The sequence below is a fragment of the Veillonella sp. genome (assembly GCF_018381775.1).
Lineage (GTDB): Bacteria > Bacillota > Negativicutes > Veillonellales > Veillonellaceae > Veillonella.
Genome location: NZ_JAGZRH010000006.1, coordinates 41,399 through 65,543, shown reverse-complemented (window position 1 = coordinate 65,543; position 24,145 = coordinate 41,399). Strand labels below are relative to the sequence as shown.

The following is a 24,145-nucleotide window of genomic DNA, read 5'->3' as shown; positions in this document are numbered from 1 at the left end:
TACACAGAACTACAGTTTATTTTTTCGCATCATTAGCTAATTTTTTCAATACTTGATCTGTAATATCTACACCACCATATAATACAGTGTCTTTAGTCATTACAACGCTAAGGCCTTTTGCATCACCTACAGCTTTTGCTGCTTCCATCGCTTTATCTTGAACGGATTTAGCAATTTCTTGATCTTTTTTTGCCAAGTTTTGACGTGCTTCTTCAGCTAATTTTTGTTTAGTCGCATCATCTTGTGCTGCATCAATTTTTGCTTGTGTTTCTTGTTGTAATTGGCTTTGATAGCTCATATATTCTTGAGCTGCAGAGATATAAATTGGATTATCTTGAGACATCATACGAGATGTATCGATAACACCAATTGTGCTGTTACCGCTACTACCAGTTGGCGTAGCCATTTGAGTATATGCCAATGCACCAATACCGATAATAAAAATAGCAGCAATGACGATGGAGAAAATTTTCACATTCGCCTTGTTGTTCATCATTCGCATCATAATAGAGTGCCCTCATTTCTTTAAATTACTACATCAAAGGATGCCATATAGAGATATTGGTGAAAGCCTCTTTAGAAAAGAGGCCTCCACCATATACATTTACTATATTAGAATTGTGTGCCGAAGCTGAAGTGGAATTTATTTTTATGTTTACCCACGCCATAATCAAGTTTAACTGGACCAATAGGTGTAGTAATACGAACACCAGCACCAACGCCATAGTTGAATGTTTTCTTGCTGTTGTACCATGTAACATTTGGTGCATCCCATGCATCACCGATATCAGTGAACAATACGCCACTAACCTTTTTAACGATTGGGAAACGGAATTCCAATGTAGCATTGTACATATACTTACCGCGGAATTGATCATCTTCATAACCACGTAAGGAGTCAGCACCACCCAATGTGAATAATTGGCTATAAGGTGCATCACCTTGGATAAAACCACCACGTGCACGGAATGCCAATACATTCTTAGCACCTAGTTTTTTATACATACGTGCTTCAGCTGTGAATTTATAGAAGTCAAAGTCACCACCTAAACCATGACCAGCCCATTGTGCTGTATAGGAAATACGACGACCACGTGTTGGATCATAAATATTGTCACGGGAATCGTATACTTTTTGCCATGTAATGGAGTTGATGCGACCAAAGTTATTTTTCACATAATTATTAGACGCAAAATTCCAACTACCACCAGTACTTGGATTAGTATTATTCCAATCATTGCCACTACCAGTTGTATTGGAAATAGCATCAGTATCATAGCGATAACCAGAGCTATCATCGCTATCCCACTTATAAGTGTCTTTACGAGATTCCAATGTCAAGTAGTCACGTGTATATTCCCCAGTTTGACGACCGAAGGAAATGTTGAAACCACGAGATTTCTTGTTATATTCAGCTACTTCATTACCATCTTCGTTGTAATCTGTGTATTCATCTTCACGGTTGAAGAAGGAGAAGCCAAGGGATGTACCTTTGCTATCAATCCAAGGTTTTAAGTAAGAAATTTGGTAGTTTTTGTATTTTTTCTTACCACCGATTTCCCAGTGAACTTTGAATTTGTCACCAGTACCGCGGAAGTTATCTTCACCAAATTCAATGATACCCATCAAACCATCAGATTTGGAGTAACCAGCACCTAGTGTAATAGTACCTGTTTTATGTTCTAAAACATCAATTTCAATGATTACATTGTTAGGATCTTGATCACCAGGCAACATACGAACATTTACATCATCAAAGAAGCCTAGGTTGTATACGCGTTCTACAGAACGGCGTACCAAGAATTTATTGAAAGGTTTACCTTTCTTTTGAACGAATTCACGAGTAATAACTTTATCGCGAGTTTTCTTGTTACCAGCAGGAACGATATCTTCTACAATACCTTCTACGATATGAACGTGAAGCACACCTTGGTCATCTACGCGAATACCATCAACGTGTGCCAACATGTATCCATCACGAGCATATGCTGCATTAATACCTTGAACTTTCTGTCCAACATATACGGAGTTAAGGACTTGACCTGGTTGTAAGTCCATAAATTTGGTCAATACTTCAGAAGTATAAACTGTATTACCTTCGAAGGATACACCAGTAGTAATTGGATTTACTGTAACAGCAAAGTCCAATTTAACACCTTCAGGTACAGTTGTGAATACAGGATTTACTTCAGAGAAGTAGCCAGTATTACCAAGGTTAGTTACGTCTTTGAATACACCATCAACGGATACAGCATCGCCGATTTTTTCTGACAAAATAGGCAATAGTTGTGCTTGTTGTTCAGCTGTTACACCAGAAATAGATAAACCAGTAATCAATTTACCTACATATGGATTAATAGACTCAGCATTAGCAGATGTAACATATTGAGCCTCTACAGTTGTAACAGCTTGAGTTTGACCATTTTCAGCAGCCTTATCAAGATCAGTACCACCAGTAGTTTTAGATACCATTTTTACTTGTTTGTCATCTGTTTTTAAAGCAGCATTATTAACTGTAACAGTTCCGTCAGAACCTTTAACTACAGTACCATCGCTAGATACAGTTGTATCACCACGAGCCGCTAAGATAGCTGCATCAGTTTCATCTTGTGTTGTTGCAGGTGTAGCTGCATCAGCATTGTAAACTGCTTGTGTAGTAGTAGCATCATTAGTTGTAGCTGCACTAGTTGTTGTTGTGTTATTTAAATCTGGAGTATAGCCAGCTTGTACCTCTGCAGCAAATACACTGCCTGTCCCCATGACAGCAGTCAACACAGATGCTGCAAGCATACTTTTATAGGCTTTTGGTTTAAACATAAATTCCTCCTAGAACTCATCCCCATAAAAAGTTTACATCTTGTTTTATAAAGACTAATAAATCTTTATTATTATAGCATAAAATACTGGGAATGAGTACTATATTAAACAAATTTTATGAAATTAATATGACTAGAATGTGCATATCCATGGGATTTACACACTCTAGTCATAAACTTAGAAGCTCCTTGTCCAACGACCACCTATATAATTGTTTCCTTGCGATGTGTGCCATGCAGTAAACTTAAGATTACGTTTGACAGAATATTCTATACCATATTTATTTTGTTTATTATTAATACCTTGAGAATAGGTAAGCATAACTTTCGGCACAATATACTTGCCAATTTCGATATTGTAATTGCCAGCAGTTTGTCGATTAGTCGGTTCATCAGGATCAATAGAGCCAGTCGTAATATTGATTCTATCGAGCCCTAATGTATTTTGTAATGCATCTTGTACATAACCAAAGGCAAACATTTGTAGCCCTGCAGTAGCAACAGCATTTACATCTTCATTTGTCAATGTACTGCTATTTGAATCTGCCCCACGGCCAAAGGTCAACATAGAAATAATTTGTTTTCTAGACAAACTAGGATTAGACGATAAAGTCAAATCCATGTGATCTACCGTGCCTTTTACGCCGAGCAGAATATTATAACTACTTACATTTGTTTCAGCCTCTAATTGTAAGTTTGGCAAATAGGAGCCACCCACGAAGTGTGCATTCCCCTTCGTAATATTAAATACATGACTTAAGTATTTAAATGTACCAGATTTAACATCAAACTGGCCACTAGCGGTTGGATTTTGTAACGTTCCACCAAAGTGAACATCACCACCAATGAACATATTATACAAAGTACGATCATATAGGCGTACACCCTTGCCAGCATGGATGGTAACGTCTACCCCCATATTGGTACTACTTTCACTAGATTGTAAGGAAAGTGGAATCTTGAATTGGATATTTTCCAAGTCCAAATTACCTATCAATGTAGGTAACCCATCGCGTTCAGCAATATAAAGCTCCCCATTCAATGGGCCCCTAATATATTCACTACGAACATCGAGTCCATCAAGTTGAACAGCAGCCTTATAATTTGTAAGCTCATGACCAGACCAATTTACCTTAGCAGCTAAACCAGCAGAACCTTTCCCCATATTAATGCGGGATTGGAAATCACCTTGCTGTCCTGAGAAGATTAAATCCCCATCAATCCCTGTAATTTCATTATCTACATTAGCTAGCTTCATAGTGCCATTACGTACAGAAACCGTACCATATGCTTCTGGTTGTTCCACAGTACCAGTAAGTCTAATTACCCCTTTTAACGGACCGGTTGCATCCTTAACACTAGTAGTAACAAGAGGAATAACAGCCATATCAGCTTCGTTAAAATCGATAGTTACGTCCATAGATTTAGCATTACTAGCTTCTATGTAACCAGAGGTATAAAGTGCAGCCAATGGAATTTTACCATAAATACTAAGTTTATAGCCCCCTTTTGCACCTTGGATCCGTTGAATTTGAATAACATGATCTTGCATAGTAGCTAATACAAACCCTTCATCAATGCCAATTCCATTGAAAGAGCCAGATTCTACCGCACCAGAAAGTTCAACCTTAGGGTTTTTAGTTTTTCCCGTAACATTCACAACACCAGTTACCCAACCTGTAGCTTGAATATCCTTACCCACAAGTGGTAAGAATGGTACTATGTCAACATCTTTTATAGCAACTTGTAAGTCAGCTTCGCCATCTAGATCCAATGTACCTCCCATGGCAATGAGCCCTTCATCAACAGGTAGTTTTAAGGTTGTAATTTTAAACTTTCGATTAGCTAAGCTAGCATCAATCGTTGCATCACCAACAACCTTGTTATCAATACTAACTTCATTAATTTTACCGTCAACAGTAACACTTGGATTATACTTTGTGCCACCAATTTCAACAGAACCGTTTAATTTACCATCAAGATGCTCATTTTTACGATCTAACAGTGCTAATAGATTCTTGACACTACCATTAGTAACATCTAAAACACCAAATAGCTGTTTACTATCGTCGAGCTTCATGCCGCCTTTAGCAACATAACGCCCACCATTTGATTCAGCAAAAGAAAAGTCTTGTACATTTACAACGGATTTATCTGCATAGACATGACCATGTAGATCTGTCAACAATTGGCCATTGATGGATAAAGCATCAGATAAAACATATCCATTAAACTGAGGATTATCCATAGACCCTGTTATAATACCACGGCCATCTAATAAACCATCTATCTTATAGTCAGTATTGATGAGCAGTCTGCCCATATCAATTTTTTTACCTTCGAAGTCAATATTAATAGCATCTTTTGATACAGTACCGCCACCAGTAATAGTTGCACCATAACCTTCGATATCAAAGCGATATAATTCTAATGTTTCATTTTTATAGTTGTATTTGGCAAAAGCATTAGTAATAAGCTTGCCATAGGCAGACCCATCCCATAAATGAGCTCGCCCTTCTACAATTGGACTAGCAACAGTCCCTGTTATATGGTTGTCAGTTTCAAACCAACCTGTAATAGGAATATCTGTTACAGGATGAATTAAATTTTCAATACGTACAGCACGAGCTTTAGCATTTAAATCTAATTCATCAGTATTGATATTATACCAACCAGCAATATCATAACCGCCACTACCGTCACCAATATGACCATTGGTAATTGTTAGAACATGATTGTCTAAAGTAATATCGCTATGAATATCATTAAAATGGGCACCCTTATAAAGAACCTCTTGTCCCCATACAGTACCAGTTACATTAGGGTTATCTAAGGCTCCTTTTACATTAATAGAAGTGCTAAGTGTGCCAGCTACATCTTCACCTATGATTGGACTAAGTGATGTCAACGGCAAGGCATTACCAGAAATTGTGGCATCCACTTGACCATTTTGAATAGAACCATATCCACTAAAGGATCCAGTTCCCATATTTCCAACCATAGTTATATTGGTAAGATTGTCACTATGGGTTAGATCTGCTTTTACAGAGTCAAGGACGACACCACGCACACCAATCTGACGCCCTTGGATAGCACCAACCAGATCGGTAAGTTGATTATTCTTCCCTAAAGCGTGGATTTCTCCATCAACTATCCCTGTAACAGGCATGGTTAGATTTTCTGTAAAAGTATCCAACGATAAGGAATGAACATTTGCAACTGCATCAAAGTCACCTGTGTCTACGACATATTGACCTTTAACTTTAGCATTACCAGTGCCAATAGATAATTGGGCATCATCGATACGAACCAATCCATTATCGTATACTACATTTCCTTGTACTCGGTCCACATGGTACCCTTTGTAAGAAATACCATCACCACCGATTGTCGCATCTACGCGAGGCGCTACAGTGGTGCCGCCAATATGTGCACGACCGCCAACAACACCTGTAATCCCCGCATCAGTAATAGCTTCTAGTGCTACTTTATCCGCCACAACATTAAGATTGAGATATTCTTCCTCTTTTCCTAACGTAATGAGACCATTAAGTTTTGCTGCTTGATCATTAATACGCCAAGAACTATGGCTAATGACAATTTGGTCGTGATTTAACATAATACGACCTTCCCCATCAGTAATAGTATAGGTCGTATTTCCGCGTTTATAAGTACCGCTTAATCCTTTGAACCCTACATTACCACCCATAACATATTGGCCATCTTCACTTTTAATATTGAGATGTAAATCTTGTAATTTCCCCTTCGATACAACTAGATCCTTACGTAACGGAACAAAGCTCATAATGCCAGCCGTATCAATTTCATCAGCTTGTACAAACACATCAAAATTAGACACATCATCCATGTCTATATTGCCATTTATAAGAACAGAGGAACCATCTATATCAGCCGTAAAAGCCCCTTTAGACATACCACTCATATTGAGTGCAACAGTACCATCAAGCTTTTCAACATTTCGTTTTATTCCATCTTTAGTACGTAACGCTACACGACCATTATTTATGGTAATGTCACCATCAAAACTGCCGGACTTATTTGGATCAGATGATTTTACTAACTTTTCTACACTCCAAGATCCATCGACCAATTGCCATATATGGAGATTAGGAGCCTCTACTGTAACACTCGAAATAGCTGTTGCCCCTGATGTATTACCACCAATTATGCTTGGCAATGCAGATAGTTTAACCCCCACTGCTACATCTTGTGCAGTTCCTACTAAGTGTCCATCTCGATCTTTAATCACCACATCGGATAGAACTACATCGCCATTCCAATTGATACGAAGAGAATCATAGTCCACAGATCCGTTTATGGCATTATTTACTTGTTCTTTAACCATAGGAGCCACATAGGTCCGAGCTATAGGATTGATGCTAGCACCAACACCACATAATCCTAAAATTGCAGCCCCTATGAGACACCACTTTTTACGGGTCATAATGATCTCCCATACACATTATGAATAATATAAATATATATACTAATATTACCACACACAAAGTAATAACTATAGCATTTTCAAGATAACTTTTATAAAACTAATATATTTTTTACTAGTCGGTTTCTATAATAACCACATATAGAATCATTATGAACACTACCATAACAAATTAATGAGAATATATAATGAATTTATATGATAAATTTTTACAAAAAAAGACGACCGAAGTCGTCTTTTTTTGTATTCTATTATTGATTGCCTCCAAGTTGTGCTAATTGTTCAGCTGCACCACTGTTTGCAATAATTTCTGCGCCTTGTCCAACTGGAGTATTCAATGGAACACCTGTCAATTGTTCAAGAGCTGCAATGCTAATGTTGTAATTATAAAGAGCTTGTACATAGTTATTACGAGCATCTGTTAATTTAGTTTCCGCATCGAGTACATCAAGGTTTGTACCAACCCCAGCACGATAGCGAAGGGTAGCAATACGGAAGCTTTCTTGACCTTGAGCCACTGCAGTTTGAGTGCTTTGGATTGTTTGCTCTGCAGAACGCAAGTTCAAGTATGCTTTTTGTACGGCTAATAATACAGCATCAACAGTAGCTAAATTAGCTTCTTTAGCTTGTTCAAGTTGTGCATTGGCTTTTTTAATAGCATTTTGTGTAGCACCGCCGTCCCATAAACTCCAGGATGCAGTAGCACCTACACTCCAAGATTTTGTACTTGTTCCAAAGTAACCATCTAGATCAGCATAGCCACGACCTGCTTTTACTGCTACAGTTGGTAAATAACCAGATTTAGCAGATTTTACAGCTTCTTCTGCAGATTTTACATCAAGGGCAGATTTTACAAGAGCAGAACGATGAAGTAAAGCATATGCTTTAGCTTGTTCCAATGTAATATTATAAGGTTTATATTGTAAATCATGTTCTGCCGTATTAATAGCTGTTTGTACAGGATATGCAATGACTTGATTTAAACTTGCTTCTGCTAAATTTGCAGCATTTTGAGCTTTAACAAGGCTCGTTTCAGAGTCAGCAAGATTTGTTTTAGCAGCCAACACATCAGAACTAGCTACCAAGCCAACATTATATTGAGCTTGCACATTTGTTACATGACCTTGGTAATCTTTAACAGCTTGTTGAGCCACATCAACAAGATTACGGTTCATGATCAATGTGTAATAGCCACTAATAGCATCGTATTTTGCTTGTTGCAATGCTTCTTCATAGCTAGCGCCAGTACCTTCACGTGTATAACGTGCAGAGTCAATACTTGCATCAAGTTGAGGATTAAATACAGGAGCACTAATGGAGAAGTTATGACTACCAGATTTACCGCGTCCAGTATCACCACCGGTTTTTTGAGCAGACCAACCATAGCTAACGCTAGGGTTTTTACCTGCTGCTACTTGGCTAACTGCAGATTTAGCAGCTTCATAACCCCATTTAGTTTGTTTTGCAGTACGGTTATTAGCTAATGCCAAATCTATAGTACGAGACTCATCGAGGTCCAATTTGCTCTCATATGTTTTGCTATCTTGAACAGATTTTTCAGCTAATTGCTTTTGTGTTAATTGAATAGCTTCTTTTTGATATTTGCTTAATTGGTCTCCATTATTAACGGAAGTTGTAACTACATCAGCAGCCATTGCACCTGTAGTAGCTAAGGAGAGCATTACACCCAAGGATAAAACCTTTTTATTCATAATATGTACCTCCATACTCACCTAAAGTGAATGTATTAGTCTTTAAAATACTTGTTTGATACCAAAGTAGGTACCGCCATTCGTGGAACCGAACGGTCTGGTCATTTGAATAACCCCATAAGTATCTTTATGTAAACGTATATCACTACGAATACGATATTTACGATGATTAAGATCATACATAGCAGCAGACAAGGATACAGGACCACGTAAATTATAATCTACGCCCACACCCAATTCACTTTCAAAAATACCACCACGTACTAACCATTTCGGACTAACAAATTTTCCTGCATTTAAATCGAATTTTGTATCATCCCCAATATTGGATAGTCCAATTTCTGCCATACCTTTATCATTAAAAGCACGAAGTCGACCATTGATGCGGAATTCATTATCTGTTGTGTTATACAACATTTCTACAGACGGTTCAACCTTAGGGGAGGACTTTTTTTCAGTTGTACCAACCTCTACAACATTTCCATTTGCATCAGATTGATACGCCTTACCACCCATCAATTTGTTAATACGAGCAGAAATTTGTGCCGTATTATGTAATGTTTCCTTAATATTTTCTTGTGCTTTAGGATCCGTTACCGTAGATTCCATAGAACGAGCCATATTATCTACGCGATCCGTAGTTTGTTTTAAGTTAGTTAAAATAGCACGCATATCATTACCGGCATTACCATCTGCATTAAATTGCTGAGCAGCTTGATTTAACTGAGCAGTTACGTTTGCCATATTTTGTGTAACCGCCACTGCATTATCAGCCATTACCGCAGTAGATTGCAAGGAATGCTTGAGAGCATTTTGAGTTGCTGGATCACCAATAATATTATTGATGGACTGCAACATCTTTTCAGTGCCATCCATTAATTTTTGAGCGCTTTGCATAGCTTTATCCATAGCATCTGCACCTTCGCCCTTAACAGAATCACCATCTTGTAAATATACTTTAGATTGACCAGGAGAAATTTGGATAAATTTATCGCCTAAGAAACCATCTGATCCTAAAGTAAATGTAGAATCACTTGGTATTTGTGTTTTTTCATCAAGCTTCATTTTTACTACCACACCATGCGGTGTAATCTCAATATCAGAGACATTACCGATAGCTACACCAGAGTATTTAACTTGATTGCCATTTTTTAGGCCATTAACTTGAGCAAAATCACCAGTAATTGTCATTTGCGGCTTAGCCCATATATCAATACGTCCTACAAACAGTATGCCCGCAATAAATAATGCTATACCTATTATTGTGAAAGCCCCTACCTTGGCCTCCGTCGTCCACTTCATTATACCTCTCCCATCGCAGATACGTTAATTGGTTCTGCTTCGCCATGAATAAACTGTTGTACCTTTTTATTTGTAGAATTCTTAAAGTCTATTGTATCAGAAATTTCCACAAATTTCCCCTTATCAAGTAAAGCTATGCGGTCTGCTATATAAAAAGCAGATTGCATATCATGCGTTACAACGATAGATGTACAACCGAGCCGTTGCTGCATTCCCTTAATCAGCATACTAATCGTACCTGATGTAATAGGATCTAACCCGGATGAAGGTTCATCATAGAGAATTAAACTCGGATCTAACGCTATGGCACGAGCTAAGCTAACACGTTTCTTCATGCCCCCAGATAATTCGTTAGGCATATAGGATTCATACCCTTTTAAACCGACCCAATCGAGTCGCTCTGCTACAATGCGTTTTATTTCATCATCTCCTAAGTCCGTATGCTGACGTAAGCCAAAGGCTACATTTTCACCTACCGACATAGAGTCAAATAATGCAGAGTATTGGAATACCATCCCCATTTTTCTCCGTACTGTATTAAATTCATCTTCAGATAATGTTGTAATATCTGTGCCATCTACTATAATCTGTCCCGATGTAGGACGCTGCAAGCCAATCAGTAAGCGAAGTAGTGTACTTTTACCACTACCACTACCGCCTAATATGACTAACGTCTCCCCATCATCAATGGTGAGATTAATAGAGTCTAAAATCACACGCGACTCATAGGCAACTACAACATTGCGTAGTTCTATCATAAATCCCTCTAATGTATCTACTAATATAACAAGGTAGATAAAAAGTAATTTAATACAAATACTAAAATGATACTAGTTACTACAGAACTAGTTGTGGAGAAGCCAACCGCTTCAGCGCCCATTTTAGTTTCCATCCCCTTATAAGCACCTACCAATGCGATGACAGCACCAAATACGCTAGATTTCAAAAGACCTAGTGTAAAGTCTGAAATGGTAGAAAACATTTGAATAGAATCTAAATAAGTACTTGGCGCCAGACCTTTGATAGCAGTAGCTACAAAGTAACCACCTGCAATACCAATGACTACACCATAAAATGCCAAAATAGGCACCATAATCATACATGCTACTACACGAGGTACCACGAGATAACCAACAGGATCGACAGCCATAACACGCAGCGCATCAATTTGTTCAGTTACCTTCATTGTACCAATTTCAGCCGTAATAGCAGCGCCAACACGGCCAGCCAGTACAACCCCTACCAAAATAGGTCCTAACTCACGACCCATAGCAACAGCCATAAGACCACCCACAGTGCTTTGAGCTCCATATGTAATTAATACATCTGTAATCTGTAAGGTCATAACCGCCCCTGCAAATAGTAGCGTTAAGCTAATAATCGGCAATGAATCTACACCTAGGTGAGCCATCTGCTGGAATACATGCCACAGATTAATCATTTTCAGTTGTTTTATTGTTTGCCACACTAATAATGTAGCACTACCCATCTGTGATAGGCCGTGCATTACAGCACGACCTATCGATTCTAGCCAATTCAACAGTCTAGCCCTTTCCCCTTACATTTTCAGCTTATTCAGCTGAATTAGTATCATTTACTTTAGATTCATCCTTTTTATCAGGTGCTTTTGTGTCTTGTTTATCAGACTTTTTCACATCTTTTTTACTGGATTTATCCTTCTTAGATTGATCTTCCAATTCTAATTTATGTTCCATCTTGACTTGATTTTTAACTTCTTTTACGCGTTTAGCTAGTGCTTTATCACGATCAGCTGGCTTCATAACATGAATTGTAAATTGACCATCACCTTGAACGATGTACTCTGTATCAATAGCAGTTTTTTCAATTTGATTGTCATCATCCTTATTAGAACTCAAATCTTCTTGACCAGTTTTTTTCTTTACATCCCCTGGCATAGGTTTTGATTCCACATCTTTAAGTTTCGCTTTTTTAACAGATTTGGACCCATCTTCATCAACAAGGCTAATGCCATCTTCTAAAAACTCTACAACGATTTGATTATTCGTATCGGTCTTTTGAATTTCATCATAAAGCTCATCAAAATCTTTATGAACTTTTAATCGACGTAAGATTTCGTCAGTTAAATTGTATTTTTGTTTTTCTAATACATAAGGTAATGGGATTTCACCGCCCCCACGCACCTCTAAGGTATACTTACCAACAGCTTGATCCTCAGGAACCTTAAAGAAGATTTGTTTAACGACCTTCTCACCGCGGAACGGCTCCAACGTTACATCTACAACAATTGTATCACCAGGAGAAACAATGGTAGAAGATGCAGACGCATCAATAAGCTTTGCTGTTTTCTTATCTTGTGTTACTTCAGTTTCTACAGAGATATCAGAGATTTCATAATTAATGAATCGGTTATTCATAAGAACATCGATAACATTGTAGAACTCATCAACAGCCTTCTCTGAGATAGAGTCAGAACTATAGAACATATTAGTTCGTGTCAACGGTTTATGTTCTTTACCTCTTGGAGTAATAGTATAAGAAATTGTAGCTGTACCAGCGCCACTACGATCTAATGTTTTATTCAACATATTATATAGAGATGTAGCCGCTAAAGTCGGTGTTATTTCACTATCTTCAATGACCTTAACAGAGCTAGTTTTATCACGCCCCATATCAAGGTCTTTCAAATGGAAGCGCATAGGAATACCTGGAGAGATCACTCCAGATACGCCAGCAATACCAGCACCTCTATCTTCAGTTACTGAGCCTACTTCCTTGCCCATAGAGCCTAATTTGAAAGCAGCATCATAACTTTTAACTACCGTAAAGATACTTGCATTGTGCATAAAGTAGTTTGAAGAGCCATGTTTCAAGAATGGGTGACCAAAGGCAACAATCTTTTCACCATCTACATAGGTAACAGTACCAATAGCACCAAGTTTTAAGTCGCCATCAACTAATAATGCGGCTACAGAGCCACCAGCCTCCAAAGGTTTTGTAATTTCATCACCACTAGCACTAGCTGTATCATATGTTTCATATTTATATTGTGGCAGCTTGGATTTGAAGTAATCCATGGACGCTGCATCAAAGCCATATGCCATAAGTGGTGTGCCAAGAGGAATCAATTGTTTATCATCCCATGGTCTAGATAGGTTCTTCTCATATGGAATATTCCATAATTTCACCATATCTTCAATAGGGGTAATCATACCAATCGTACCATCTGCGAAACCCCAACCATAGGCAACAGCACCAACGAGCTTGCCATTTATATATACAGGACTACCACTCATGCCATGAGCAATGCCTCCAGTTTTTTCCATAACAGGGCCAGAGAACTTTGCCAAAATAAGATGACCAGATGGCCCCTTATCCTTCATGACACCCAGTACCTTTACATCAAAGGTTGAAATGGTATCTCCTACAATTACAGTTTTTGCAATACCTTCCATACCTGTAGTTACATCATTGACAGGCATGAAATCAACAGCCTGTGCAGCTGTAAGTGAAGTACAGAAGAAAAGCGCCAGTATCGCTTTTCTATACCGACGCCAAGAATGAGAAAACTTCATTCCTGCTCTCCTTTATTTACTTTCTACTGTGACAACGATTTGATCACGAGAAACGTCTGAACCCACTGTAACATTAACCGCCGTTACAGTACCAGTTACAGTAGATTTAGCAGCAGCCATAGGGCCAGCCAATGTCTCTACAGTTACCAATGTTTGCCCTTCTGTTACAGCAGAGCCAACAGAAACTGTAGAAGCAACTTTACCTGTTAATACACTTTGGTATGATACAGGGGCCGCCATTACAGAGCTAACACTTAAAATGCCTAAAGCAGCTAAGGCCAACACTACTCTTTTCATAACGATCCCTCCTTTTACAAAATTAGTTATGTATTTATAGTATACTAAATTATTACTAATATTTCAAACAAAATTGTATGCAACGAATTCATTTTATAATTACAATATCCTCATAGGTCGTAGGATTTGAAGTCGCTTTATGAACGTATGTATCATTGACTACTAAATCAACACTACCTTGATTCGATAATTCAGCACCATCCACGACGCCTAGTTTGGATAATAGTTGAGCCCCTTCTTGTTGTGTAACCCCTACAGATTGAAGCCCAGCTTTATCAACAGTGAGCACCACCAAATTATGATCTTTAGTAGTTCCTATAAAACTACGAGCTTTATTATTGGTCCCATCAGCACCAACATAGTTACCATTTTTCAAAACCATAGTACCTGCTTGTAAAGCTGCTCCACCAGTGGTATTCACTTGTGCCAACTCCGGTCTATTTTGAATCGTAATCGGTGTGCCCACCTTTAATTTACGTAACGCATCCCTAGATTCTCCATGACCAGATAATACGTATTGGTTTTCTCCAATTTTAGAATTCCCTTTTTGACCACTAACCACCTTGCCATTAGCTACAGTCACTTCGTATCCAAAGTCATTAGTCTTTGTAGATGCCCCATACGCTGATGTATATAGGGTCAAGGCATTTTCTTTACGTCCTGTATTAACAGATGTAATTAAGAAGGTATCTTTTTGTGTTTTAGCTAGTAATAAGGGTCTCTTTTCCTCAATAAAATATCCCCGATTTGGTGTATATCGCAAGGTGCCACGATTAGAAATACGCTCTAAATCAATCGTTCCATCACTAGCTACTGAATAAGGACGATCAAAACTACTACCTTTTACCTTTGCGCCAATTATGGCAGTATGCGATTGAACTACAGATGATAAGAGTTTACCTTCCGAAACATGAGCGACCACCATAGGTGAATCATTGTCCACAGATAATGCAAAGGATTGAATCTTACCTTCTGCTACAGTGTTATTAATCTTGCTATACGTAACGGATTTATTTACATCTTTTGTTGTTTGTTGAGCATAGCCAGAAAATAAATCCACTACAATACGCGATGGTTTTTCCAATGTAAACTCATGGTGTTGTACATCCTTATTAGCCGTCAATGTTACTTGCAAAGATCCATTAACAGGTTGCAAGCCAATACCTTTTAAAACACCTGTTTTCGTGTTATTTTGAGCTACAGGTCCAGTCAATCCATTTGTCGTACCACCTAGGTTAAGGGTAAGAGCATGTGTGGACTCATTATAAGATTTAGTCCAAGATACAGGCATTTCAGACACATCTAATACAATTCGACTTGTACCTTCGTGATTAGATACACGTACGCCGGTTAAATTTCCAGCTTCCGCATAAGGTATTGTACTGCCTAGAAAGCCTAACACAGCAAAAGTCATATATAAATATCGTTTCATTTACAATTCCTCTATAGCGACAACCCATATTAATAGATTTATATTCATACATCAATTTTATACAATATACTTTTACTATAGTATACATCATATAGATGAAAATTACAAAAAGGATGCACAAAAAAGAAGTTACTATCTACCGTCGTTCCATTTTTCAATGGTCTATCTATAAATAGTAACTTCCTCAAATTTTACATTATTTCAATGAAATATTTTATTGTAATTCATCCAATGTATCACGCAATTGTGACATTTCATCAAGAGCTTTTGCAACCCCTTTGATAACAGCATATCGTGGAGACTCTACCAAATACGATGCAATACCTACAGAACGTGTAATAACACGATCTAACCCATCGATGAGAGCACCGCCACCGGTAAGAATGATGCCGTGATCATTAATAGCCGCTACAAGTTCTGGTGGCGTTTTTTCTAAAATAGATTTAATTCCTTCTAGAATATTCATCACTTGCGCCTCTAAGGCACGTTGAATTTCTAAGGAATTAACAGCAACCATCTTAGGTAGTCCAGAGCTTGCATCACGCCCTCTAACCTCTATAGTTCGCTCCTTAGCACGACGATCTACAGTACCGACAGAAATCTTAATCTTTTCTGCTGTTAAAGGTCCAATAACAAGTCGCTTCTTACGACGGATGTAACGAATAATAGATTCATTGAAGGAATCTCCCCCAATGCGAAGGGATTCACTTACAACAACACCCGTATCACAAAGAACTGCAATATCCGTAGTACCGCCACCAACATCGACAACCATGGCCCCAACTTGGTCTGCATCATTGAGACCTGTCCCCATAGCTGCTGCTAATGGTTCCTCTATAAGAACAGTCTTTTTAGCGCCTGTTCTAAGTAAAGCCTCTAAAATAGCACGTTTTTCAACAGGCGTAATTCCAGATGGCACACATACGATAATACGCGTTTTCATCAATCTAGAAGCAGGCACAACAGAACGAATAAAGTATTTTAACATAAATTCGGTCATATCGTAATCTGCGATAACGCCCGCTTGAACAGGACGAATAACAGATATGCCTTTAGGTGTACGTCCTATCATAGTACGTGCAGCTTCGCCTAAGGCAAGAATATCCCCTGTTTTATCATCTTTCGCAATATAAGCTGGCTCATCTAAGACTAAGCCCTTACCTTTAGCGAAAATAAGAATATTCGCAGTTCCTAAGTCGATGCCCAAGTCAAAGTTTAATGAACGATTTAATCGTCCCATTAAATCGCCCACCTGCTCAGGACGAACTAGGCGCTTCAAGGTCATAGCTGGTGTAGTTTTTGCAATAGCTACAGTCTCACGATTACGACGTTCCACACGGCGCATCTTCGTGACTCTAACCATGGCTTCACGCATATTGGAAGCTAAATGGCTAGCTTGCTTTGCTACGCCCTCAGAAAGTTTTGTGGACTTGCGTTTCGTCCTACGCAATGGCTTTCGATTAGTGCTAGTTTTAGCATTTTCAACCTTAGCAGCACCTAAGTTTTGTTGCTCGTTGTATAAAGCCGGCCTTTTTGAGCGCCGGCTTCGTTTCTTTTTATTCTGTTTTGGCTCTGTACTTTTATTCGTCAACCCGAACAATATCAGCACCTAACCTTTGCAATTTACCTACGAAATCATCATAACCACGATCGATATGATGTAGACGACCTACTTCAGTTCTACCTTCTGCAGTCAACGCAGCACAAACAAGAGCCGCACCGGCACGCAAGTCTGTAGCATTAACTACAGCACCATGTAAGCGTGGCATACCTTCGACAATCGCCTGACGATTGTCGATATCGATATGGGCACCCATTTTGCGAAGCTCCGCAACGTGCATGAAGCGATTTTCAAATACAGTTTCTGTTACAGTACTTGTACCTTCAGCGATTGTAGTAAGCGCCATAAATTGAGCTTGCATATCTGTTGGGAAGCCTGGGTATGGTAATGTTTTAATATCAACAGCTTTAATGCCTTTGCCAGTACTGATAACGCGAATACCATCAATTTCTTCCTCTACAGTAACGCCAGCTTCTTTTAACTTAGCTACTACTGGTTTCAAATGTTCTGGCAATGCATTTTCTACAAATACGTCACCACCAGCCATAGCAGCGGCAATCAAATATGTACCAGCTTCGATACGGTCAGGAATAACCGTATGAATTGCACCATGTAATTGAGGCACACCTTCAATGCGGATTACATTTGTACCAGCACCGCGAATATTAGCGCCCATTGCATTCAAGAATGTTGCTAAATCAACGATCTCAGGTTCTTCCGCAGCATTTTCGATAACAGTTTTACCTTCCGCCATGGAAGCTGCCATAATTACATTTTCTGTAGCCCCTACACTTGGGAAATCCAAGTAAATTTGAGTGCCTTTAAGGCCTTCTGGAGCATGAGCATATACATAATCTTCAGTAATTTCAATTTTAGCACCTAGTGCTTCGAATGCTTTTAGGTGAAGATCGATAGGACGTGCACCAATCGCACAACCACCTGGCATGGAGATTTTAGCCTCCCCTTTGCGCGCTAAAAGTGGCCCCATTACGAGGAAAGATGCACGCATTTTGCGTACAAGCTCATAAGGAGCTTCCGTAGCAGTCAATGTAGACGCATCGAAGATAATTTCATCATCTGCTTTATTACGAGTAATTTTAACCCCCAAAGACTCGATAACTTGGCAAATTGTACCTACATCTTCCAAATTTGGAATTTCAAGTAATTTACTAGGTGTTGATGCTAGCAAAGTACCGGCAATAATAGGGAGTACCGCATTTTTAGCACTACTAACACGTACACGGCCTTCCAACCGGTTGCCACCTTGAATGATTAGCTTTTCCAACAGAATTCCTCCTACACTTTATATCGATCATCTTGTATGAACTACAAGACGTTGTATTTATAACGTCATATACTAAATGTTATTATACTATTTTTCGATATATCTCATCAAGAGACTGTGAGAAAATACTGAGAAAAAAAGCCCCTCATTTTGAGGGGCCTAATTATTATTTTGCTTTTAAGGATTTTAGTTTCTCATCCATATGCACTGTATCTAAGAAACGAACAGTACCTGTTTTAGAACGCATTACGATAGTATGTGTACGCGCACCACCTGGGAAGTATTGAATAGCATTCAATAAGTTACCGCGAGTAATAGCAGTAGCCGCAAAGATAACATCATCTGTACGAACTAAATCATCCAATGTAAGTACTTGATTTACATCGGTAATACCCATTTCATGACAACGACGAATTTCTTCTTCTGTTTCTGGTTTCAAGCGCGCTTGCATATCGCCACCTACGCATTTTAAAGCTGCTGCAGCCAATACGCCTTCTGGTGCACCACCAGTACCAACAACCATGTGCACACCAGAACCTTCGATACAACATTCCATAGCTGGGTTAACATCGCCATCAGAAATTAACATAATACGTGCGCCAAGATCACGCGCTTCTTTCATCAAACCATGATGACGCTCACGATCAAGCATTACAAGTGTAATTTCATCAACATTGCGATTCATTTTTGCAGCTACATTTTTAATATTTTCAGTTAAAGATTTTGTAATATCGATAGCACCTGCACCACGAGGACCAACACAAAGTTTTTCCATGTACATATCTGGCGCATGTAACAAGCCACCTTTTTCAGCAATAGCCATAACTGCAATCGCACCATTTTGGCCTTTTGCAATCAAGTTTGTGCCTTCAATAGGGTCAACTGCGATGTCTACTTCTGGGCCACCCGCACCTACATGTTCACCAATGTAAAGCATAGGTGCTTCATCGATTTCGCCTTCGCCAATAACAACTGTACCAGAAATACGAACAGAGTCAAATGCTTGACGCATTGCGTCTACAGCAAGACCATCCGCTGCATCCTTTTGACCGCGACCAAGTAAACGACCACTGCGCAAAGCAGCCGCTTCAACGACACGAGCAAATTCCAAAGATAATGTACGATCCATAATAGGCCTCCTTATAAGTCCTGTGTGTATTGTAATATGACCCTTACATCGAGCCGAATACTTAACTTATTGATTAGCTTGTTTCCAATCTGCCATAAATTTTTCAAGCCCTGCATCTGTTAGTGGATGTTTCATAGCTTGCATAAGCACTTTAAATGGCACAGTTGCAATATGAGCACCAGCTTTTGCACATTGAATGATATGCAATGGTGTTCTCACACTAGCCGCAATAATTTCAGTTTCAATGCCATGAATAGCAAATATATCTGCAATATCTTGAATCAATGTAAGACCATCCATACTGATATCATCAATACGGCCAACAAATGGGCTCACATAGGTAGCACCTGCACGAGCTGCTAATAAGGCTTGGTTGGCAGAGAAGATTAAGGTTACATTAGTTTTAATGCCTTCTTTGCTTAGAACTGCAACAGCTTTAAGACCTTCTGGAGTCATAGGCACTTTAATAACTACATTAGAGCCTAATTTTACAAGCTCATGAGCTTCCCCGATCATACCTTCTGCATCAGAAGCAATAACCTCTGCACTCACAGGACCCTCTACCAAATTAGCGATTTCAGAAATAACTTGTTTTAAATCGCGTTTAGCTTTCACGATAAGGGATGGATTAGTAGTAACACCATCGATAAAACCAAAAGCATACACCTCTTTAATCTCATCAAATTCTGCTGTATCAATAAAGAACTTCATAGAATGCCCCCTCTTATTTTCCAGCCTTAATTACTTCTACGCCGCCCATGTAAGGTACAAGTACTTTAGGAATCACAACAGAGCCATCAGCTTGTTGATAGTTTTCCAAGATAGCTGCTACTGTACGACCTACAGCAAGACCAGAGCCATTTAATGTATGAACGAATTCTGGTTTACCTTTAGGACCACGACGGAATTTAATGTTTGCACGACGAGCTTGGAAATCAGTCATATTAGAACAAGAAGAAATCTCTCTATACTTGCCTTGAGCTGGCATCCATACCTCTACATCATATGTTTTAGCAGAACCAAAGCCAATATCCCCTGTACAAAGTGTAATTACACGGAATGGCAACTCCAATAAGCGCAATACTTCTTCTGCATTATCAGTCAATGTTTCTAATTCTTTGTAAGAATCTTCAGGTTTAGCTAATTTAACCATTTCAACTTTGTTGAATTGATGTTGACGGATAAGACCACGAGTATCACGACCTGCAGACCCTGCTTCAGCACGGAAGCATGCAGTAAATGCAGTATAATATTTTGGCAATTCCTCTTCGCTCAAGATTTCGCCACTGTGATAGTTAGTCAATGTAACCTCTGCGGTAGGAATCAAGAAATATTCAGTATCTTCTACATGGTACATATCTTCAGCAAATTTAGGTAATTGACCAGTACCTGTCAAAGTTTCACGCGTTACCATGTATGGAGTCATCATTTCAGTGTAGCCTTGTTTATCTACATGAAGATCAACCATGAAGTTAATGAGAGCACGTTCTAAACGAGCACCCAAGCCTTTATATACAGTGAAACGAGCACCGCTCATTTTACCAGCGCGATTGAAATCAAGGATGTCAAGATTTTCACCTAAATCCCAATGAGCTTGTATATCAAAGTCGAATTGACGTGGTTCGCCCCATTTGCGTTGTTCTACATTTTCATCTTCATCAGCACCAACAGGAACAGATGCATCACACATGTTTGGCAACATCAATGCCGCATCACGTAATTTTGCTTCTACATCGCGAATACGATTATCAAGCTCAGCAATATCATCGCCTACTTTTTTCATTTCTGCGATTTTATCATCCGCATTTTCTTTATTGCGTTTTAATTGACTAATTTCTTCAGTTACGGAGTTACGAAGAGCTTTTAACTCCTCTACTTTACCAATCAACTGACGACGTTCATCATAAGCGGATACAAAGGTTTCTAAATCGCCTTTCGTGTGACGATTATCTAAGTTTTGTTGTACTAAATCAATATTTTCACGGACAAATTTCAAGTCTAACATACTATAAACCTCATCTTCCAACTATGCTACGAACAATATATTCAATACGTTTAAGTATACCATATATTGGTGTATTTATCATTAAATTATAAGATATCTACTAGTTTTGTCTTTAATTTTTATGCTATTCATCATCATCTTCTTCTAGTAAATAATCTTTTGCCATCCATTTTCGAGTGCCTGTGAAAGAAATGGTAACCCATTTTTCCGTTGGATTCCCTCCGATTTCTTGGTCAATTTCATTGCGAATTGCATCGATTTCAGCAATCGTTTGATACGGAAAATTCTTGCGAACTAAAATATCAATTTCAATAATTCGAGTGTTGCCATATACTTGTACGCTAGAAACATAATCCTTGAAATTGTACTTTTCCATAAAGCGATCCATAATTTCCTGCACTTCATTATGTAATGAAGTTGGTGCCCACCCCAACACTTGTTTTACAGATGGGATGATAATGCGGAACGCAGACGGTATCATTTGCACCGCTAATACAACGAGAACAATGGGGTCAATATAAGCTGCCCAATCAGCATATTCAGTTCCTTCTAACATGATAGCTACGACGAAACTGATTAAGATAGCTGCTTCTAACAAAGCATCAACATACCAACTTACATTATCAAATTTAATTAAGTTGGACTGCAGACTCTTATTAATGCGACGCACATATAAGTAATATATTGTGTCCGCCACTGTAAAGAAAATAGCATAATAAATAGCAGGTCCAAAATCTACATGACGACCACCCGATATAAGATCTGTAATACCACTAGATAAGGCATAGATTACAATTAGTAATATAAAAAATCCTTCTACGGCCAATACCAAAGGTTCAAACTGCCAATATCCAAACTGAAAGCGCTTACTCGTTTCACGCGCTATTAATTTGGCGGTCATTAACATCATGATTTTAATAACAACATCGACAAAGGAAAATACACCATCTAATAAGACCGCACTAGAACCCGTGACAATCCCCATTATAGTACCGCTTACCGCTACTAGAGCCATCAGGCCAACGGATTGCATAAGTAACTTCTGTTCTATAGAGCGTCTTGCCCCTAATATATCCATTAAGTCCCCCACTTTCTTAATTTGTATGTCTTTTTATTATACACCAAGGGTATTGATGCGCAATATGAGGCCAAATCAAAACAGGTAGTTTGCCTTATATACAAACTACCTGTTATAAATAGTATTTAATTTTATTTTATATTCCCATGCTATTACATATCACATATTAACCTTGAGGATTAGGTACTATATGGCCAGCTACATAGCGCTCAACAATATGTCGATCATCACCAACATATAACCAACGTTCAAGCCGTTCCTCTAAGGTGCGTTCATTAGGGTCAAATATTGATGTATCGTCAATGATAAGGGCATCTAAGTCACAACCTTTTTCAAAGCTACCAACCTTACCAAAGAACTTGCCGCCGCCCTTTGTAGCCATATAGAAAGCTTCACTTAATGTGAGAGGCGCATATGTTTGATCAACTTCTACCCATTTCATTTTTGACAATCCAATAGCTTCCGTAAGAACCTTCGCCATCGATACAATATGACCACCAGAGATATCGGAGCCCAAACCAATCGGTATATTCCGTTTCATTAGCTTACGAATCGGTGCAATACCACTTGATAGGTTTACATTAGAATATGGACAGTGAGATACCATAGTTTGAGTTTCTGCCATACGATCTATTTCTACATCGCTTAAATGAATGCAGTGAGCCATCACTGTAGGTACCTGTCCCATTAAGCGGTGTTCATAGTACACATCTGTATAATTTGGTGACTCTGGATGTAATGATGCAACCCAATCAATTTCACCGTGATTTTCGGACAAGTGAGATTGAATTGGTACATTATATTCTTCTGCTAATTTCCCTAGTCCACTCATTAATTCACTTGTACAAGATGGTACAAATCTAGGTGTAATAATGGGTTTAACCAATGGACCAAACTGCAATGATGCATCCAGCCATTCTTTTGTATCAATCAAGGACTGTTGTGTTTCCTCAATCAAGAATTCTGGACTATTACGGTCCATATTTACCTTACCTACATAGGCTGATAGTCCTGCTTTTTGTAAAAGCTCCATCAATACTAATGTACTTTCTTTATGGATGGTACCAAATAGTATACTTCTAGTAGTCCCATTGTGCCATAAATCCTGTACAAAGGCGCCATATACTAACCGTGCATAATCTGGATCACTAAACTTTGCCTCTTCAGGAAATGTATAGGTTTCTAACCAAGGCAGTAATTCTTTGTCCATACCAAGGCCACGATTACAATACTGCGGAGCGTGAGCATGCGTATCTACAAAGCCTGGAATGATGAGATTATCACTATAATCAGTAACCTCGCACGATGCATAAGCTGGTGGAATACTTTCCCCACAATATACGACCACACCATCTACGGCAATGATATAGCCATGTGGAATAGATATAAATTCTGAAGGCCGCGGTGTATATAAGATATTTCCTTTTAAAATAAGTGTCGAATTCATATAACCTCCTCGCGTGATGAGAGCCCTAAAGCACTATGCTCGAATAACACGCTAGATTTTCT

Annotated in this window: 17 protein-coding genes; all 17 read right to left on the bottom strand. The window is 38.7% G+C overall.

Annotation, left to right across the window (positions count from 1 at the left end; all coding sequences use genetic code 11):
• Positions 1 to 16 precede the first annotated feature (16 nt).
• The 17 genes from KH109_RS05095 to guaD all read right to left on the bottom strand — a co-directional run bounded on the left by KH109_RS05095 (position 17) and on the right by guaD (position 24,083).
• On the bottom strand, positions 17 to 505 hold the full coding sequence (locus tag KH109_RS05095; protein ID WP_060924949.1) for an OmpH family outer membrane protein: 489 nt from the start codon (positions 503 to 505) through the stop codon (positions 17 to 19).
• A 107-nt stretch (positions 506 to 612) separates the two neighbouring features.
• Positions 613 to 2,817, bottom strand: coding sequence for a BamA/TamA family outer membrane protein (locus KH109_RS05090; RefSeq protein WP_295216451.1), 2,205 nt, complete (start codon positions 2,815 to 2,817; stop codon positions 613 to 615).
• 177 nt (positions 2,818 to 2,994) lie between these two features.
• Positions 2,995 to 7,281, bottom strand: coding sequence for a translocation/assembly module TamB domain-containing protein (locus KH109_RS05085; protein WP_295216448.1), 4,287 nt, complete (start codon positions 7,279 to 7,281; stop codon positions 2,995 to 2,997).
• A 251-nt stretch (positions 7,282 to 7,532) separates the two neighbouring features.
• Positions 7,533 to 8,993, bottom strand: coding sequence for a TolC family protein (locus tag KH109_RS05080; protein WP_295216445.1), 1,461 nt, complete (start codon positions 8,991 to 8,993; stop codon positions 7,533 to 7,535).
• A gap of 42 nt (positions 8,994 to 9,035) precedes the next feature.
• Positions 9,036 to 10,295 (bottom strand): MlaD family protein, encoded by a 1,260-nt coding sequence (locus tag KH109_RS05075; RefSeq protein WP_295216442.1) that lies wholly within the window; start codon positions 10,293 to 10,295, stop codon positions 9,036 to 9,038.
• Complete coding sequence (locus KH109_RS05070) at positions 10,295 to 11,053, bottom strand: ABC transporter ATP-binding protein (RefSeq protein ID WP_295216437.1); 759 nt, start codon at positions 11,051 to 11,053, stop codon at positions 10,295 to 10,297. The genes KH109_RS05075 and KH109_RS05070 overlap by 1 nt, the downstream gene beginning before the upstream one ends.
• 20 nt (positions 11,054 to 11,073) lie before the next feature.
• Positions 11,074 to 11,835: an ABC transporter permease gene (locus KH109_RS05065; RefSeq protein WP_295216434.1), complete on the bottom strand. Its 762-nt coding sequence runs from the start codon at positions 11,833 to 11,835 to the stop codon at positions 11,074 to 11,076.
• A gap of 31 nt (positions 11,836 to 11,866) precedes the next feature.
• Entirely contained in the window at positions 11,867 to 13,849 is a 1,983-nt protein-coding gene (locus tag KH109_RS05060; protein ID WP_295216431.1) for a SpoIVB peptidase S55 domain-containing protein, read from the bottom strand.
• Positions 13,850 to 13,861: 12 nt separating this feature from the next.
• On the bottom strand, positions 13,862 to 14,146 hold the full coding sequence (locus tag KH109_RS05055; protein WP_005387253.1) for a biotin/lipoyl-containing protein: 285 nt from the start codon (positions 14,144 to 14,146) through the stop codon (positions 13,862 to 13,864).
• Between the two features lie 88 nt (positions 14,147 to 14,234).
• Positions 14,235 to 15,578, bottom strand: a complete 1,344-nt coding sequence (locus KH109_RS05050; protein WP_295216426.1) for a phosphodiester glycosidase family protein — start codon at positions 15,576 to 15,578, stop codon at positions 14,235 to 14,237.
• Between the two features lie 214 nt (positions 15,579 to 15,792).
• Positions 15,793 to 17,178, bottom strand: coding sequence for a rod shape-determining protein (locus tag KH109_RS05045; protein WP_295216423.1), 1,386 nt, complete (start codon positions 17,176 to 17,178; stop codon positions 15,793 to 15,795).
• Complete coding sequence (gene murA, locus KH109_RS05040; protein WP_105086170.1) at positions 17,159 to 18,424, bottom strand: UDP-N-acetylglucosamine 1-carboxyvinyltransferase; 1,266 nt, start codon at positions 18,422 to 18,424, stop codon at positions 17,159 to 17,161. The genes KH109_RS05045 and murA overlap by 20 nt, the downstream gene beginning before the upstream one ends.
• 166 nt (positions 18,425 to 18,590) lie before the next feature.
• Entirely contained in the window at positions 18,591 to 19,553 is a 963-nt protein-coding gene (gene glpX / locus KH109_RS05035; protein WP_005387249.1) for a class II fructose-bisphosphatase, read from the bottom strand.
• A 66-nt stretch (positions 19,554 to 19,619) separates the two neighbouring features.
• Complete coding sequence (fsa, locus tag KH109_RS05030) at positions 19,620 to 20,264, bottom strand: fructose-6-phosphate aldolase (RefSeq protein WP_295216420.1); 645 nt, start codon at positions 20,262 to 20,264, stop codon at positions 19,620 to 19,622.
• 13 nt (positions 20,265 to 20,277) lie between these two features.
• The gene (serS, locus tag KH109_RS05025; RefSeq protein WP_005387247.1) at positions 20,278 to 21,558 is read right to left on the bottom strand and encodes a serine--tRNA ligase; all 1,281 of its coding nucleotides are present in this window, start codon (positions 21,556 to 21,558) and stop codon (positions 20,278 to 20,280) included.
• A gap of 124 nt (positions 21,559 to 21,682) precedes the next feature.
• A complete protein-coding gene (locus KH109_RS05020) occupies positions 21,683 to 22,636 on the bottom strand; it encodes a cation diffusion facilitator family transporter (protein ID WP_195186366.1) in 954 nt (317 codons plus the stop codon).
• Positions 22,637 to 22,802: 166 nt separating this feature from the next.
• Positions 22,803 to 24,083, bottom strand: coding sequence for a guanine deaminase (gene guaD / locus KH109_RS05015; protein WP_295216415.1), 1,281 nt, complete (start codon positions 24,081 to 24,083; stop codon positions 22,803 to 22,805).
• Between the last annotated feature and the right edge of the window lie 62 nt (positions 24,084 to 24,145).

Coding starts and splice junctions, on each gene's coding strand:
- KH109_RS05075 (WP_295216442.1), bottom strand. CDS start 10,295: ATGAAGTGGACGACGGAGGCCAAGGTAGGGGCTTTCACAATAATAGGT.
- KH109_RS05080 (WP_295216445.1), bottom strand. CDS start 8,993: ATGAATAAAAAGGTTTTATCCTTGGGTGTAATGCTCTCCTTAGCTACT.
- guaD (WP_295216415.1), bottom strand. CDS start 24,083: ATGAATTCGACACTTATTTTAAAAGGAAATATCTTATATACACCGCGG.
- KH109_RS05050 (WP_295216426.1), bottom strand. CDS start 15,578: ATGAAACGATATTTATATATGACTTTTGCTGTGTTAGGCTTTCTAGGC.
- KH109_RS05060 (WP_295216431.1), bottom strand. CDS start 13,849: ATGAAGTTTTCTCATTCTTGGCGTCGGTATAGAAAAGCGATACTGGCG.
- fsa (WP_295216420.1), bottom strand. CDS start 20,264: ATGAAGTTCTTTATTGATACAGCAGAATTTGATGAGATTAAAGAGGTG.
- KH109_RS05095 (WP_060924949.1), bottom strand. CDS start 505: ATGATGCGAATGATGAACAACAAGGCGAATGTGAAAATTTTCTCCATC.
- KH109_RS05070 (WP_295216437.1), bottom strand. CDS start 11,053: ATGATAGAACTACGCAATGTTGTAGTTGCCTATGAGTCGCGTGTGATT.
- KH109_RS05020 (WP_195186366.1), bottom strand. CDS start 22,636: ATGGATATATTAGGGGCAAGACGCTCTATAGAACAGAAGTTACTTATG.
- KH109_RS05090 (WP_295216451.1), bottom strand. CDS start 2,817: ATGTTTAAACCAAAAGCCTATAAAAGTATGCTTGCAGCATCTGTGTTG.
- KH109_RS05055 (WP_005387253.1), bottom strand. CDS start 14,146: ATGAAAAGAGTAGTGTTGGCCTTAGCTGCTTTAGGCATTTTAAGTGTT.
- KH109_RS05085 (WP_295216448.1), bottom strand. CDS start 7,281: ATGACCCGTAAAAAGTGGTGTCTCATAGGGGCTGCAATTTTAGGATTA.
- serS (WP_005387247.1), bottom strand. CDS start 21,558: ATGTTAGACTTGAAATTTGTCCGTGAAAATATTGATTTAGTACAACAA.
- glpX (WP_005387249.1), bottom strand. CDS start 19,553: ATGGATCGTACATTATCTTTGGAATTTGCTCGTGTCGTTGAAGCGGCT.